We start from the raw sequence: 16,231 nt of genomic DNA, 5'->3' as shown, positions 1-16,231 counted from the left end.
TTTTAAAGAATTAGCCTTTTTTTACAAAAGGAGCGCCACCATCCAGTCCTCGTACACCTTTCTTGCATATACTAGCATTGAGTCACATTTAGGAGGGATGACAATGTGCAAATGCAAGAGCAAACATTCCCACTCAAAATGCTATAAAAAGCATGACGATCATCACCATATGGATCCGTGTGAAAAAAAGAAGTTTTATCATAAAAAAGATGATTGGTTTGAGAGCGATTTTTGGGATACGTCAAGAAGCTACGATCCCCATTATTTTCCTAAAAGTGTCTGCAGCAGATGTAAGAAGCGTCGTAGAAAAAGACATAGCTTCTCATTTTAGTGTTTGACGCTGCACCTGCTTTTTGTTTTCCCGGCTGAAAAGCCGGTTTTTTTGTTACATGTCGTTCTTTTCTTTCATATGGATAGGCTCATGAAACAGGTGCAGCTCATAAGATATGGCAACCTGAAAAAAAGGATGAGATACAAAATGAATAATATGAATAACCAAACCAACCATTACCATCAAGGAAATCCCTATCACACGTTTGAAAATGTGTATACAGCCAATCATGAGCATATGATCGCACCAAACATGCATGACCATATGAACATGCCAAATCATTATCATACCGGTAAAAAAGATGCTTATAGCGGACACCACCCGCATCATCATTCAGCCTATTCCCCTTTTACGAAGCAGTATGATCCCTATTCAAATGTACAGATGAACGATCACCATCACTTCGGTCACTACGGCGGTTATGGTATGGCTCCCCACCAGCCATACGGCTATCATGATATGCAAATGATGATGCCGGCAAATCATCATATGACAGGAAATGCTTACGGAATGAACCAACCAAATGCATTTCTACCCCGTTATTACTAAAAAACAAGCAAAATAAGGGTATAAAATACCATTTAATGACATATAGGAATATGGTAACCTTATAGGTAAATAATGGATGTAATCATCTATTATTTACCTATAATCAACCAAGGGGGAAGGAAGAAATGAAGAAAACATGGACAATCATTATGATGGGGATGCTTACATTGGTCATGGCACTCTCAGTACCGCTAGCCGCATCAGCTGAAGGGGCTAAAACAGAGGAAAGCAAAGCTTCAACGAATGCAAGGCCAGCTGCACTTTATGCAAAAATCACAGGAGCAAGTAAACAAGAATGGTCTTTTTCTGACATTGACCTGACTTACCGTCCAAATTCTGTTCTTAGTATTGGTGCAGTTGAATTTACTTTACCAGCAGGTTTTCAAGCCACAACAAAAGATATTATCAACGGAAAAGCTTTAAAAGACAGTTACATTTTGAACAATGGAAAAACTGTTCGCATTCCAGCTCGTTTCGATTTATTCGGAAGTTCCCAATATACATTACAACTTTCTCATAAAGTACTTCCTGCTGCAGGTACATATACGTTCCGCGCAGAAAATCGTGCGATCAGCATCGGTTCCACATTTTATGCAGAGGATACGATTGATATTAATAAACGGCCAGTTGTCGTCACACCGCCAAATCCTTGCGGATGCTAAACAAAAAAGCGCTCTTAGAGCGCTTTTTCTCATTTATTACATCTCTTGCCACTGTGCTTACTGCATTTTATATAATTGTTACACCATATCTCATGATGGTCTGTCATCATTAGTTGGCAAACCCATATATGGCGTTTTTTATTGTTATTTTTGCTCTTTTAGTTTTTTAAAAATCACAAATTGATATACGCCAAATAGTAAGGTTAGAATCATCATTGCGGTAAATAGTTGATCGACTGGAAGCAAAAAATATACGACAAAAAAAGATAAAAGCAAAACAAAGTAACCTATATTGAACGCTTTTTTGAATGTCATTATATTCCCTCCTTTTTACAATCATATCACGCTTCACCTAATCGTATAACCAAATAACAAAAACCCCTATCCATTTGAGGAAAGGGGTTATCCTTACAACATGACAGCGGATGTTTATCTTCACATCACAAAAACACGAACCAAACTATCGGATTGAAAAATTAATTGGTGGGCAAACCGATTCACCCACCATCTCAAACCTTGCTACATCACCCGCTTAAACATCTTCTCCATTTCATATGTGGAATGATGAATCATAATCGGCCGGCCATGCGGACATGTAAATGGGTCTTGTGTTTGCCGGAGTTCATCTAATAAGGCTTTGATTTCATCGTGACGCAAATGACGATTTGCTTTAATCGAGCCTTTACAGCTCATCATGATCGCCGCTTCTTCTCTCAGTTTCTTGATATCCACACGCTTTTCATCAAGTACTTGCTGAATGATTTCTTCGATGAGTTCAGCCTCTTCTCCTTTAGGAAACCACTGCGGATGCGATCGAACGATATAGCTGCCTGATCCGAATGGCTCTAAGAAGACCCCTACTTTTGCTAATATATCGATATGCTCTTCAATAATCAACATATCGTTTTTTGAGTAGTGAAAGGTTAATGGAACAAGCATTTCTTGCACTTCCTGTTCAATGTCTCCTACCTTTTCACGAAAGTACTCATACTTGATTCGCTCTTGGGCAGCGTGCTGATCGATGATATAAAGACCGCGTTCATTTTGAGCCAAAATATACGTTCCGTGCATTTGTCCAATCGGATACATCACAGGGACACGTTCACTTTCAGCCTGATGCTGGGCTGCACTGTCTTCCAGTATCACTTCGTCATGTTGTTCATGCGAAGCTGCAGATTCCTCTACATATACATGGTCAAACGTTTCTTCAGACGATGCTGGTAAAGTCGCTTCCGTACTTTCCGGTTCACGCACCCCGTATGTGTCGTTCTGACTGGTCTCGTATACAGCCGATTCGAGCGAGTCCGGCTCATAGGAAACAGGTGTTTCCATTCGGCTTTTCATTGTTTGTTTAGAATCAAAAGATAAAGACTGCTGCTCATTTTTCACTGCTGGCATTGGTGCTTTTTTTGGCACTGAAGCACTTGGAATAAGCTGCTGCTTTTGAAAGACGTCTTTAATCCCTTGTTTGATCAACTCATGAAGTTCCTGCTCTTTACTTAGTCTGACTTCAAGTTTAGAAGGATGTACGTTCACATCGACTAAAATGGGGTCCATCTTCATCTCAATAAATGTAATCGGATGGCGTCCGATCGGGAGCAGTGTATGGTATCCTTCATGAATGGCTTTCACCAGCGGGAAATGCTTGACGTATCTGCCGTTGACAACAGAAGACATATAATTACGTGATGCCCTTGTCACTTCTGGTAAGGAAATATAGCCTTTCACTTCAAAATCAAGTGATTGTACATGTAGTGGCAGCATTTTTTTGGCCACTGCCGTTCCATAAATGGCCGCAAGCACATGCCGCACATCCCCGTTTCCATTAGTTTGAAGCAGCACTTTTCCTTGATGTCGCAAACGAATCGACACTTCTGGATGAGCAAGTGCAATTCGGTTGACAACATCAGAAATGTTGCCAAGCTCCGTATGAACCGTTTTCATGTATTTTAGACGGGCTGGCGTATTATAAAATAAATTGGTGACCACAATTTCGGTGCCGCGACGGCCAGAGGTTTTTTTCTCCGAAATGATCTTCCCGCCTTGGAGAGCTAAGTGTGTTCCAGCACCTTCACCGGTACTTGTCTTCATTTCTAAGTGAGAGACGGAGGCAATACTTGGCAACGCCTCCCCCCTGAAACCGAGCGTCCTGACACGAAACAGATCATTTTCATCTTTGATTTTACTCGTTGCATGACGCTGAAAGGCGAGCTTACAATCTTCAGCATCGATTCCCACCCCATTATCAATAATTCTAATAGAAGAAAGTCCCGCTTCTTCTACATCGATTTCAATGACAGTACTACTAGCATCGATCGCATTTTCCACCAGCTCCTTTACAACAGAAGCCGGACGTTCGACCACTTCACCAGCTGCAATTTTATTTGATAGGTCATCGGATAACTGAATAATCTTTGCCATTTCTTGCTCACCTCACCTTACATTATAATTTCTTTTGCAATTCATATAGCTTTGTCATCGCTTCAAGCGGTGTCATATCCATTAAATTAAATGACTTCAATTCTTCGATCACTGCTTGATCTTTGTTTTTCAGCACAGGTTTTGTTTGCGGTTTTTCTTCCACTTCAAAGAAAGAAAGCTGCTGTTTTTCCTCAGCCATTTCTTTTTTCGGGGCTTTAGAGACGCACGGAATCACTTCATGTGATCCGCTCTCAAGCTCCGTTAAGATGGTCTGGGCTCGATCAATGATCGCATCAGGCAGTTCAGCAAGCTGCGCTACATGGATGCCGTAGCTTTTATCCGCTGCTCCTTCTTTGATTTGATGTAAGAAAACAACTGTCCCTTCATGTTCTTCTGCTCGTACGTGGACATTTTTCAGTTCGCTTAATTGGGATTCCAGTACCGTCAGTTCATGATAATGAGTGGAGAAAAGGGTTTTGGCACCAATATGATCATGTACAAATTCAATGATTGCCTGTGCAAGAGCCATTCCATCATAAGTGCTTGTCCCGCGTCCAATTTCATCAAATAAAATCAAGCTGTTCTTTGTCGCATGCACCATCGCATTTTTTGCTTCGAGCATCTCTACCATAAAAGTACTTTGACCAGAAATCAAATCATCTGCCGCCCCAATACGTGTAAAGATTTGATCAAAAATCGGAAGGGTTGCCTTTGATGCTGGCACAAAACAGCCAATTTGCGCAAGAATCGAGATCAATGCCATTTGTCTCATATATGTGCTTTTCCCTGACATATTCGGACCAGTAATGAGCAAGGTTTGTCTCCCTTTGCCCATTTGGCAGTCATTCGGCACATACTCTTGATGATCCATCACTTTTTCAACAACAGGATGACGACCATCAATGACTTCCACTTCATCTGATGAAAATTCAGGGCGGACATAACGCCGCTTTTCACTCACAGTCGCAAAGCATTGCAGCGCATCAAGCTCACTCATTTGTTTTGCGAGCAACTGTAATCTAGGAATATAGGCTTTTACTTGTTCCCGAAGCGCAGAAAATAGTTCATATTCCAATTCACTAATATTTGATTCCGCCTCAAGAATAAGGGCTTCTTTTTCTTTCAATTCAGGTGTAATATACCGCTCTGCATTGGCAAGGGTTTGTTTTCTTTCATAACGGCCTTCTTCTAATAAATGCGTATTTGCACGGGTCACTTCGATATAGTAGCCAAACACTTTATTAAAGCCGACTTTCAACGATCGAATGCCTGTATATTCTCTTTCTTGCTGTTCAAGACGAGCGATCCAGTCTTTCCCGTTTCGGCTCGCATCACGATATTCATCTAATTTTGCATTGTAGCCGTCTTTAATCAAATTGCCTTCTTTTAACGTCATCGGCGGATTCTCATAAAGAGCATCTTCTAATAAATTAAGTAAATCACCGCATGGGTCAATGTCATTTGCTCTAGATTTCGCCATTTCCTCCGGGAGAGAATGGACAAGCTCTTTAATAGCCGGCACTTGCTTGAGAGATTCTTTCAATTGAATAAGATCACGAGCATTCACATTTCCAAATGCCACACGGCCTGCTAGACGTTCAAGATCATACACTTGCTTTAAACGTTCTCGCAGATCCTCTCGCTCAAAGAAATGTTCCATCAGAATTTGCACCATTTCCTGGCGTTCTTTGATTTGTGAAAGGCGGATGAGCGGACGATCGATCCATTGCTTGAGCAGTCTTCCGCCCATTGCCGTTTTTGTTTCATCTAATAGCCATAATAAAGAACCCTTCTTGCTTTTTGAACGGATGGTTTCTGTTAATTCAAGGTTTCGTTTTGAGTAAAGATCAATTTTCATCGTTTGTTCAAGCTGAAACACTTGAACTTGCTGAAGATGATCAAGACTCCTTTTTTGCGTTCTTCTTAAGTATGCATAGAGTGTTAAAAATGCTCTTTTCAGATGTTCGTCAAGATGAGCAACGAGTCGTTCAGCTTCATCTATTAATTCAGCGCTATCTTCGTATGAGATGGTCGCTTGGCAGCGTTCCTTCAGGGTTTTCACCGTTTCTTCATTAAGCTGCTTTGATACCACAATCTCTTTTGCACCGACAGAATAAATTTCAGACACAACTTCATCTAACCGTTCAATGAAAGCCGCCATGTTTTCACCTGTTGATAAATCGGAAAGCGCAAGACCGTAGCCATTTTGAAAGCTGGAAACAGACGCGATAAAGTTATTTTCGTTTTCATTCAGTCCTTTGCCATCCATGACCGTACCTGGTGTAATTAGTTGAACGACCTCTCTTTTGACCACACCTTTTGCCGTTTTAGGGTCTTCCACCTGCTCACAAATGGCGACTTTATAGCCTTTTTCAATCAGTTGTTCTATGTATGCAGACGCAGAATGATATGGAACACCACACATTGGAATCGTGCCGCCATCCCTGCTCGTTAACGTAATTTCTAATTCTTGTGCTGCTTCTTTTGCATCATCAAAAAACATTTCATAAAAATCGCCTAAGCGAAAAAATAAAAAGGCATCTTGGTAATCTGCCTTGATCTTTAAATATTGCTGTATCATGGGCGTATAACTTGCCATATTTCTAATCCCTCACTATATTACTTTCGAATTCATACCATCTTTCATTATAGCATAAAAATTCACCTTTTTTCCTTAGATCAAGGCACAAAAAAACTAGGGGGATATGCGCCCTAGTCATCAATTACTCTTCTGGATCACCCGCGAGGAATTCTGGATGAATATCTTCTAATTCCTCATCCACTTCTTCTTCCCATTCGTGATCATCTTTTTCTTTCCAGCTTGAATTGACTTCTACAACAATTTTGGTTTCCCCTACTACTTCAGCAATGAATTCACGCTCTGCTTGAACGACAATTTTATTGCCATTTGGAGAAATGGTCACTTCTAAGCAATTGGGCTGCTGCAAGACTTTCGCAATCACTTCGTGCTCATCATCAAGGAAGTTTTTATCTTTATATCTCAGTTTGATGATATCTACATATTTTACACGTTCTGTGACCACTTCGGTTTTCGTGTTGTCTGCGTAAGAATACCATACGTTAATATCAAATGTACCTTCAATCTCAACTGTTTTACCGACCTTTTCAGCATCATACTTATGATTAATGATCCAACCGCCTAGGATGCTGGTTGGTTTTTGCGATGGAGAAATGGTGTGTGTGCTTTGGGTAAATTTCCTCCCTTTTGCAACCACCGCTTTTGTAATAATTTCTCTGTATTCAGACATTCCGGCATGCCTCCTTGTTCTTGATCGTTTTATCTTATGCTGGGCATTCGTCTAGTGTGTCACGATTTTGAGTCTCATGTTCAATTAAATTCATTTCTGTTTCAGTGTATGCATGGTCGCCCATAAACTTGCCTTGAAAATTGGAAAAGTTGGAGAGTGAGAGATTGGGGTTGATGGAAGCTGAAGGAGAAAGAAGGTATTCAATTCTTACATCAGAAAACAAAAAACCCCGCATCTGCGGGGTTTTCTCATTTAATGGAGCAACTTGGGGATGAGTTTTTCACTTTTGAACCGGTTTCTCCTAATAAGAGGTCACCGCCGGTTGAAAGAATGATTTCATCCGTTACTTGATTAGAAATCGTGTGGGCTACAAGCTGAAGCAGGGAATTAACCTCTGTTTGTGATTCTTTGAATTCTTGAATCACTGGGATCTCATCCAGTTCTTCTTGCAGGGCATCAATTTTTTCTTCCACTTGTTTTAAGGCTTCATGTTTGCCATAATGCTTTAAATTCACAGCTTGCTTTTGAAGCGCCTTAATTTGATTAATGATCGCTGCAATTTTTGTATTTTCATTGATTTGCGCTTCTGCTTTTTTGAAGAAATCAACTTCTTCTGTTTCAGAAATCATTTTCGCGAGCTCTCTTGCGCGCTCGACAATCTCTTTCTTTGAATAAAGCGTCATTTTAATTCACCTCGATAGCTTCTCCAACCATTTCTCCGTCAAGAGACCAAGTTTTGGCTTGTGTGATTTTCACTTTGACGATGTTGCCAATCGCTTCTTTTGGTGCTTTAAAATTCACAAGCTTGCTTTTACTTGTATATCCGGCTAGGATCTCAGGGTTGTTTTTACTTTCACCCTCTACTAATACTTCGACAGTCTGCCCTTCATATTCCTTCATTTTTTTCGCAGAAATTTCATTTACGAGTGCATTCAGGCGCTGCAGACGTTCTTTTTTGACACGCATTGGCACGTTGTCTTTCATATTGGCTGCTGGTGTTCCTTCTCTTGGAGAGTAAATGAACGTATAAGCCGCATCAAACTCAACCTCACGATAGAGGGAAAGCGTCTCTTCAAACTGCTCATCTGTTTCATTTGGGAACCCAACGATAATGTCCGTTGTTAATGAAGCATTTGGCATTGCCTCTTTGATTTTGCGCACTAGGTCAAGGTAACGTTCACGGTCGTATTTTCTTGCCATGAGTTTCAGCACAGAAGAACTTCCTGATTGAACCGGCAAATGAATATGATCGAGAAGGTTTCCGCCTTTGGCAAGCACTTCAATTAAGTGATCATCAAAGTCACGCGGGTGGCTTGTTGTAAAACGGATACGTGGAATATCGATTTTACGCAGCTCATCCATTAGGTGACCAAGACCATATTCCATGTCTTCAAAATCTTTTCCATACGCATTCACGTTTTGACCAAGAAGGGTAATTTCTTTATATCCTTCTGCTGCTAAGCGTCTGACCTCTTGAATAATTTCATCCGGACGGCGGCTTCTTTCCTTACCGCGCGTGTAAGGGACGATACAGTATGTACAGAATTTATCACAGCCGTACATAATATTCACCCAGCCCTTAATTTTTCCTTGGCGGGCTCTCGGAAGATTTTCAATCACATCGCCTTCTTTAGACCAAACCTCAATGACCATTTCTTTTGAAAGGTAGCATTCAGATAATAGCTCTGGCAGGCGGTGAATGTTGTGGGTACCGAAAATCAAGTCAACAAATGGGTGTTTCTTTAAAATACGGTTAACGACCGATTCTTCTTGTGACATGCATCCGCAGACGCCTAAGATTAAATCTGGCTTTTCACGCTTTAATGCTTTTAAATGACCAAGCTCTCCAAACACTTTGTTTTCTGCATTCTCACGAATGGCACAAGTGTTTAATAAGATGACATTCGCATCTTCAGTCGAATTTGTTGGTTCATAACCAAGCGCCATAAAAATACCAGCCATCACTTCTGTGTCATGCTCATTCATTTGACAGCCATATGTGCGAATATAAAACTTGCGGCCGTTTCCTAACCCTTGAAAACGCTCGTCAATTTGAAATTGATTGTATTCGACTTCTTCTTTACCCCGTTTTTTTGCATCTTTTAAGGAAGGCGGAATGTACACAGCTTCAAAATACTGGCTGTAGTCCTTCTCGGATTTTTTGTCCGATGAACTTACTTGTCCGCTCGCTTTTCTCTGCTCTTCATTCATGAATTTGTACTCCTTTCAAACCAAGCTCCACCCTACAGTATAGACTATTTTGTCGTGAATTGAAAATAAATTCATATGTGTCCACACTTTTCAATCCACACGAATTTTACATGAATATTGAGTAGGCTTCAGATGAAGATCGTCTTTTCCTAAAGGGTTTTGTATTTCTTTGACAATCTTCATCTGCTGTGTACCGACACTCTCAACTAAAGTAATTACATATGATTCTTTTTCTTCTTCTGCTACCATTCTTTCTTGTTCAGATAAGAAGAATGGAAAGTCATGGTGAGTCAGTTTAGATCCTTTTACTTCTATAAGCTTCTCTTTTCCATCGGGGTAATAAGATTTGATATCAAATCCGTGACCATCTTCTGTTTCAGCTACCCAAACGACAGCTTCCGCTAATTGTTCACTTCCCACTGCTTTTAATTGCTCTATTTCCTTATGATAAACAAATTGCTCTGCTATTCTACCCGTCTCTTCGTTTTGCTTTGATCTTTCTTCTCTTAATTGTTTATAAACATCTCTATGAATGATTCTTTTTCTTTTAAATTTGTTCTGATGTTCCACTTTTGGAATAAGGTCCTGATCCAAATATACTTCGTAAACAAAATCATAAAAAAACTCATTTAAAGAATTGATATCTTGTATTAATTGGTGATGGTCAAAATGATCAATATTATACTTTTTAAAGACCAATGAGCTTGCTACATATTTTTTAGGTCTTAATGATTTACCTAAATGAAAATCACCTATATGAAAGCCCTCTAGTCTTTTATGATGCTTTAATTCAGGCTGTAGCCTTTCCCTCCAAATGGCTGTCTCTTCCTTAATTTCAGATAGAGATAAATTTTCAGTTCCAGTTTCAATTGTTAAATAAAAATCTTCCCCGTTCTCAGCGAATAAAATAACAATAAATATTCCTTTTTGTGTCGTTGTTTTTTGGGAATTAGGATTTGTGGTTAATCTCTTGTCTAAAAGTGCAATCCAAAAACATTCTGCAACTTTCCCATTTCCTGTAGAAGATTTAATATCAATTCTATCCAAATTCCTCATATGGCGTTTTTCTAATTCATAACGAATGTTGTTTGGGATTTCTTTATTAAACATGTTGTGAAAAGGATGGTTTTTATCTGTTCTCCCTTTATTCTTATAATCTAAAAATTGTTCATGAAAATCTTCTTTATTAAATAACATTTGTCTCACCACTTACCTCAATAGATCTTTTTACATACATTATACATAACAAACGGTAGATTTGATGAAATATGGAAAGATTAGCGCAAAAGAAAAGAGAGCCTCAGCTCTCTCAATCAAGTATATTCAGTTTTTTTGCTTCTTCTTCGATGATTGTCAGTGCACGGTCAAGCTCTTCTTTTGTGTGCTCTGCTGTGATGATGGCTCTAATTCTCGCTTTTCCTTTCGCTACAGTTGGAAAAGCAATGCCTTGAGCGAAAACGCCGCGCTCGATTAATGCTTTTGAAAAACGGAAAGTGAGTGCCTCGTCTCCAATCATCATCGGAATAATAGGCGTTTCTGTTGGTGCCACCTCAAATCCAAGACCGATGACTTTTTCTTTAAAATAGGCCGCGTTCTCCCAAAGTGTTTCAATGCGCTCCGGTTCGTCTAACAACACTTCAATGGCTTCTTCACAGGCTCTTGTGACAGCCGGCGGATGTGAGGTGCTGAATAAAAACGGTCTTGCTTTATGCTTTAAATAGTCGATTAAAACGGCAGAACCAGCGACGTAACCGCCTAGCACACCAACTGCCTTACTAAGTGTGCCAACCTGAATATGCACTCTGCCGTCAAGTTGAAAATGATTCACTGTTCCGCGGCCATTTTCACCAAGTACTCCAGACGCATGGGCATCGTCTACCATCACAAAGGCATCATATGCTTCTGCAAGTCTTACAATCTCAGGAAGCGGTGCAATATCTCCATCCATTGAGAACACACCATCTGTCACGATAAGACGGACGCGGTAATTCATCGATTTCTTTAATATTTTCTCAAGCTCTTCCATATTAGAATGAGCATATACTTTTTTATCTGCCTTTGTTAAGCGAATCCCATCGATGATTGAGGCATGGTTCAGCTCATCTGAAATGACAATATCATCTTTTGTGAGAATACTGGATAAGACCCCTTGGTTGGTCGTAAAGCCTGATTGGAATACGAGGGCTGCCTCTGTCTTTTTAAAAGCTGCGAGCTTTTTTTCAAGCCGTTCATGCATTGTCATCGTTCCAGCAATGGTTCGTACAGATCCTGTTCCAGCACCGAATTCATCAATCGCCTCTTTTGCCGCTTTCATCAGCCTTGGATGTGAGGTGAGACCTAAGTAGTTATTTGAAGAGAGTTGTATGACGGATTGTTCATTTAATGTCACCGTGGATGATTGTTTGGAATCGATTTCTTTCAGTGTTTGATGGGTGCCTTGCTGCTTCATTGTGCCCAATTCATCTTGTAAATACGTAAATTCTTTCATCATTTCGTCCCCCTTTGATATGATGGCATGATCAGTACGACCTTCCCGCACGTACCATTTCTCATGAGTTCAAATCCCTTTTCAAAATCTTCAAATGGCAGCGTATGGGTGACAACCGGCTGTACATCAATGGTATTCGTTCTTAAAAGTTCAGATACTTGACGCCACGTCTCAAACATTTTTCTCCCCGTGATCCCTTGCACGGTTAATCCCCTAAAAACAATTTGATTCGTAATGTCAATGGTTACCGGCCGCTCTGGCAAACTTAGTATATTCACTTTCCCTCCATTTGCACAAGCTTCGAGTGCTTGATTAATCGCAACGGGATGTCCTGACATCTCACACATCACGTCTGCCCCTTCCATCCGCGTGAGCTGCTTGATCATGGCAACAGGATCATCTTTTCCGATATCCACGATATGATCTGCACCCATTTTACGGGCAAGATCCAGTCTGTATTCATTTTTATCAACAGCGAACACTTGGACAGCCCCGGAGGCTTTTGCAACCGCAATCGCCATTAAACCAATGGGCCCACAGCCAAAAACCGCCACTGACTTTCCTGAAACAGGTGTATGCAGAACTGTATGAACAGCATTTCCAAGCGGTTCTTGAATAGATGCAAGTTCCACTGGCATTTGAGCTGGATTATGCCACACATTTTGTTCTGGTACTTTGACATATTCAGCAAAACAGCCATCAATGTCGACCCCTAAAATTTTCGTTTCGCTGCATAAATGCTGCTGACCCGTTAAACACATATAACACTGATTACAGACAATATGCGTCTCAGCCGATACAAAGTCCCCTACTTTTGCTCGTGAGACTTGGTTCCCCCTTTTGACAACTTCCCCTGTGAATTCATGACCAAAAATGTACGGTGCTTTGACTCTCCCCTTCGCCCAATCATCCCAATTATAAATATGCACATCCGTTCCGCATATCGATGTAGCCTTTACCTGGATAAGCACTTCATGATCACTTATTTCTGGAAACGGCATTTCCATCATCGCCGCTCCGTAAGCGCTTTCTTTTTTAACAATCGCTTTCATCGTTCCACACATGACGTACAACCCCTTTGTTAAAAAACTTCTCCCAATCCGATCTTATCATGTCTTATTTTAGACGTAAATACCGATGTCTTTCAGGAGAAGACAAATGAACACTCCACATATTTTTTTAGATATTTTTCTAAAAAAAAAGCAAATCTCCGAATAAAAGGAGATTTGCTTTTAAGTTGTCAGCGTTTTTTTGAAACGGCTACATATAAAGCCGGCACAATCAGTAGTGTCAGAATCGTTGAGAAAAAGACACCTGATACGATGCAGATCGCTAGCGGCTTAAAGAGTGGGTCATTACTTAAAGCAACGGGCATAAGAGCGACAAGTGCTGTAAATGCTGTCAGCAAAATAGGTCTAATCCTTGCTCTCCCCGCTTCAATCACAGCTGCCTGTTGACCGAGACCTTGCTTGCGCCGCTGTTCAATAAATTCAAACAAAACGACCGCATTTCGGACAACAATACCTGCCAATGAGACAATCCCCATTGTGGCCATAAAGCTAAACGGCGTTTGAGTGACAAATAGTCCAATAATGGCTCCGGATATCGCTAAGTAAACCGTTCCAAGAACTAAAAGCGGCAGCATGAGTGAATTGAACTGGAAAGCGATGGTCACATAAATGAGCAGAAGGACTACCCCAAATAAGAGACTAATTTCAATAAAGAATTGAGTTTGATCTTCATTTTCTCCGCCCTGAGAAATGGTCAAATTGTTCGCCGCATCGCTTTTCCCAACTTCATTTACGACTTCCGTCATATCGTCTTTAAACGTATCTGATGTACCAGGATATGCCTTTAACGTGATCGTTGGCATCCCGTTTTCATGCGGAATGCTTTCAAATTGCTCTGTTTCTTTTTCTTTTACGTATCGGCTAAGCGGCTCAAGTTGAGGCATGCCACCCTCATTTGCACTCACAGGCACCTTGATGTCTTTTAGCTTCAGTCCGTTTTGATGTGTGCTCATGTCTTGTTTCACTACGAGGTCGATGTCATCTGTTCCTTGTTTAAATGTGCCTAATGGAATTCCTTCTGTAACAAGGCCAAGCTGTCTGCTGACAAACTGAGCAGTGAGCCCATCCTCTGCCATTCGGTCACGATTTAATTCAAATGAGATGGTTTTCACCGGCTGATTGACATCGTCTGTGATCAGGCTCGCTCCGCTTTCTTTCATTTCTTTTGTGAGCTTCTCTTTCACATCAACGAGTTTTGAAAATTGTTCTCCTGCAACAGTGACGGTCACAGGCGCTCCCGTTGGTGGTCCTTGAACAATGGTTTTCATAAAGATATCAGCATCTTTAAATTTCTTTCGCAATGGCTCTGTCATACGATCGATCAATGCCTTGCTTGTCATCTGCTCATTGTCTACTCTGACAACAACCTGACCCGTATGATCACTTGCGTTTGAGATACTTTCATTAAACAAGTTCGGCACACCGCCGCCTGCAAAAATGGCCGTCTCTTCAATGCCTTTTTGCTGTTTGATCTCTTGTTCTATTTTCTCTAATGTGTCATTCGTTTTATCTAAGGTTGTTTCACTTGGAAGTGTCACAGTGACAACCACTTCTTTCTTATTCGCCGCAGGGAAAAACTCAAATGGTGTGGCGAAAATAAGCAAAAAGGCAAGTGTGGCAACGAGCAAACCACTTAATCCAATGAGAAGTGGTCGCTTCACGATGTTTGTCAGTACTCGATCTGCATAAAAATCGGCTAATCTTTTTAATGGTTTGCCTAAAAAGCCCGGTTCTTTTTGAATCTTCTTGTTCTTTCTTTTTCGATTTGCTGTATATTGATACACTGGCACAAGTGTCAATGAAATGACCATTGACGCAAGTACAGTTGTGACTAGAACAGACGGTAACGCTCGAATAAATGAACCGTTCGCACCAGAAAGGAAAACAAGCGGCAAGAAGGCAAAGACAACAGCCAGTGTTGACGTTAAAATAGATCCAGCCACTTCTTTTACACCTGCAATTGTTCCTTTAAGCGGACTTTCGTATTTTTTCATCTGCCTTAAAATATTATCGTTGACGACAATGGCGTCATCTACAAGTATCCCTAGCGCAATGATAAAGCCAATAATTGAAATTTGATTAAGGTCCACTTGTAAAAACGGCAGCGGGATGGTTCCGATCGTTATGGATAGCGGAATCGCAAGTGAAACGATAAACGCACCACCAATGGTTAGACCAAGTGTGGTGACGACAATGACGGCGATGACGGCCACGATCGCTTCTTTGATTAAATCGTTAAAAATAGCATCTACTTCACTTTTTTGTGAATAGTAGTCTATCCAATCCACACCATTTGGCAGCTCTTTCTCTTTTTCAATGACCGCACTGACTTTGTCATACATATTAGGAATATCCAGTCCTGGCTTGATATTGACTGTAAATGAATAGGCTGGCTTTCCATTATATGAAACGATATCACTTTTCTCTTTTTCTACTTCTTTTAAACGACCAAACTGACCGATTGTAACAGGCTCTCGGCTCGTTTTTGAGAAGATCTCAATCTTTTTGATTTGATCTAAACGATCATAGGCATCAATGGACAGCTTGACCTTTTCTCCATCTGCCTGGACGTCACCTAGAGGGGATGTGTCAAATTCTTGATTGATGGCATTTGTGACATCGGTCACGTTTAACCCGTTATCCTCCAGTTTACTTGAATCCAAGTTCAATATGGCTTGTTTGTCATTGAACCCTTTGATGACGACTCCATCAACACCTTTGATGTCCTCCACTTTTTCTTTTAACGCACGCAGCGATTCCTGACTTTTTGCTAAATCAGATGAGTTACTTGCTACAATCATATAAGAACCAACTGGCACGTTGCCAAACTCATCCTTTACATCTGGCTCCATCACACCATCTGGAAAAGAAGAGGCGGCATTTGTGGTTTCACTCTTGATTTGACTTGCCACCTTTTGAAAATCGGCTTGATCATCAATTTCAAGCACAATATTTGAGAAACCAATAGCAGAAACAGAGCTTGTCTTCTCTACACCATTGATATCAGAAATGGCCGACTCAAGCTTATTGGTGACATCACTTTCTACCTGTTTTGCATCTGCACCAGGAAAAACAGTCGAAATGGTTACAATATTCGCTTGAAACTCTGGCAGTTCTCGTTTAGGAAGCTGTGTAAACAAATAACCTCCAGCAATGAGAACGATAAAAAATAAAATAAAAACAAGCTTTCCTCTTTTTAAAAAAGCTTCGATCATTATTTCACCTACTTA

12 protein-coding genes are annotated in these 16,231 nt (G+C 40.6%); 2 read left to right on the top strand and 10 right to left on the bottom strand.

Features of this window, described 5'->3' with window-relative positions; translation table 11 throughout:
- Window positions 1–478: 478 nt before the first annotated feature.
- Window positions 479–880: a hypothetical protein gene (locus NST09_RS08470; RefSeq protein ID WP_008344023.1), complete on the top strand. Its 402-nt coding sequence runs from the start codon at window positions 479–481 to the stop codon at window positions 878–880.
- 125 nt (window positions 881–1,005) lie between these two features.
- Complete coding sequence (bslA, locus tag NST09_RS08465) at window positions 1,006–1,542, top strand: biofilm surface layer hydrophobin BslA (RefSeq protein WP_017367279.1); 537 nt, start codon at window positions 1,006–1,008, stop codon at window positions 1,540–1,542.
- Between the two features lie 144 nt (window positions 1,543–1,686).
- Here the strand turns inward: bslA and NST09_RS08460 are convergent, their stop codons facing one another.
- The 10 genes from NST09_RS08460 to NST09_RS08415 form a co-directional block, all read right to left on the bottom strand.
- The gene (locus NST09_RS08460; protein WP_017359046.1) at window positions 1,687–1,857 is read right to left on the bottom strand and encodes a hypothetical protein; all 171 of its coding nucleotides are present in this window, start codon (window positions 1,855–1,857) and stop codon (window positions 1,687–1,689) included.
- Window positions 1,858–2,061: 204 nt separating this feature from the next.
- A complete protein-coding gene (gene mutL / locus NST09_RS08455; protein ID WP_327872165.1) occupies window positions 2,062–3,963 on the bottom strand; it encodes a DNA mismatch repair endonuclease MutL in 1,902 nt (633 codons plus the stop codon).
- Between the two features lie 22 nt (window positions 3,964–3,985).
- Entirely contained in the window at window positions 3,986–6,562 is a 2,577-nt protein-coding gene (gene mutS, locus NST09_RS08450; protein ID WP_342493505.1) for a DNA mismatch repair protein MutS, read from the bottom strand.
- Between the two features lie 124 nt (window positions 6,563–6,686).
- Window positions 6,687–7,232: an outer spore coat protein CotE gene (gene cotE / locus NST09_RS08445; protein ID WP_007499466.1), complete on the bottom strand. Its 546-nt coding sequence runs from the start codon at window positions 7,230–7,232 to the stop codon at window positions 6,687–6,689.
- A 248-nt stretch (window positions 7,233–7,480) separates the two neighbouring features.
- On the bottom strand, window positions 7,481–7,915 hold the full coding sequence (locus tag NST09_RS08440) for a RicAFT regulatory complex protein RicA family protein (protein WP_008344661.1): 435 nt from the start codon (window positions 7,913–7,915) through the stop codon (window positions 7,481–7,483).
- A 1-nt stretch (window position 7,916) separates the two neighbouring features.
- Window positions 7,917–9,443, bottom strand: coding sequence for a tRNA (N6-isopentenyl adenosine(37)-C2)-methylthiotransferase MiaB (gene miaB / locus NST09_RS08435; RefSeq protein WP_007499471.1), 1,527 nt, complete (start codon window positions 9,441–9,443; stop codon window positions 7,917–7,919).
- 90 nt (window positions 9,444–9,533) lie between these two features.
- Window positions 9,534–10,640: a DUF3578 domain-containing protein gene (locus NST09_RS08430; RefSeq protein WP_025207361.1), complete on the bottom strand. Its 1,107-nt coding sequence runs from the start codon at window positions 10,638–10,640 to the stop codon at window positions 9,534–9,536.
- A 112-nt stretch (window positions 10,641–10,752) separates the two neighbouring features.
- Entirely contained in the window at window positions 10,753–11,934 is a 1,182-nt protein-coding gene (locus NST09_RS08425) for a glycine C-acetyltransferase (protein WP_116306873.1), read from the bottom strand.
- Window positions 11,931–12,995, bottom strand: coding sequence for an L-threonine 3-dehydrogenase (gene tdh, locus NST09_RS08420; protein ID WP_025207359.1), 1,065 nt, complete (start codon window positions 12,993–12,995; stop codon window positions 11,931–11,933). Before tdh ends, NST09_RS08425 begins: the two co-directional genes overlap by 4 nt.
- Window positions 12,996–13,171: 176 nt before the next feature.
- Window positions 13,172–16,216, bottom strand: a complete 3,045-nt coding sequence (locus NST09_RS08415) for an efflux RND transporter permease subunit (protein ID WP_025207358.1) — start codon at window positions 16,214–16,216, stop codon at window positions 13,172–13,174.
- Window positions 16,217–16,231: the final 15 nt, after the last annotated feature.

The organism is Bacillus sp. FSL W7-1346 (assembly GCF_038593335.1).
GTDB lineage: Bacteria > Bacillota > Bacilli > Bacillales > Bacillaceae > Bacillus > Bacillus altitudinis.
This window is presented reverse-complemented; position numbering and strand designations above follow the sequence as displayed.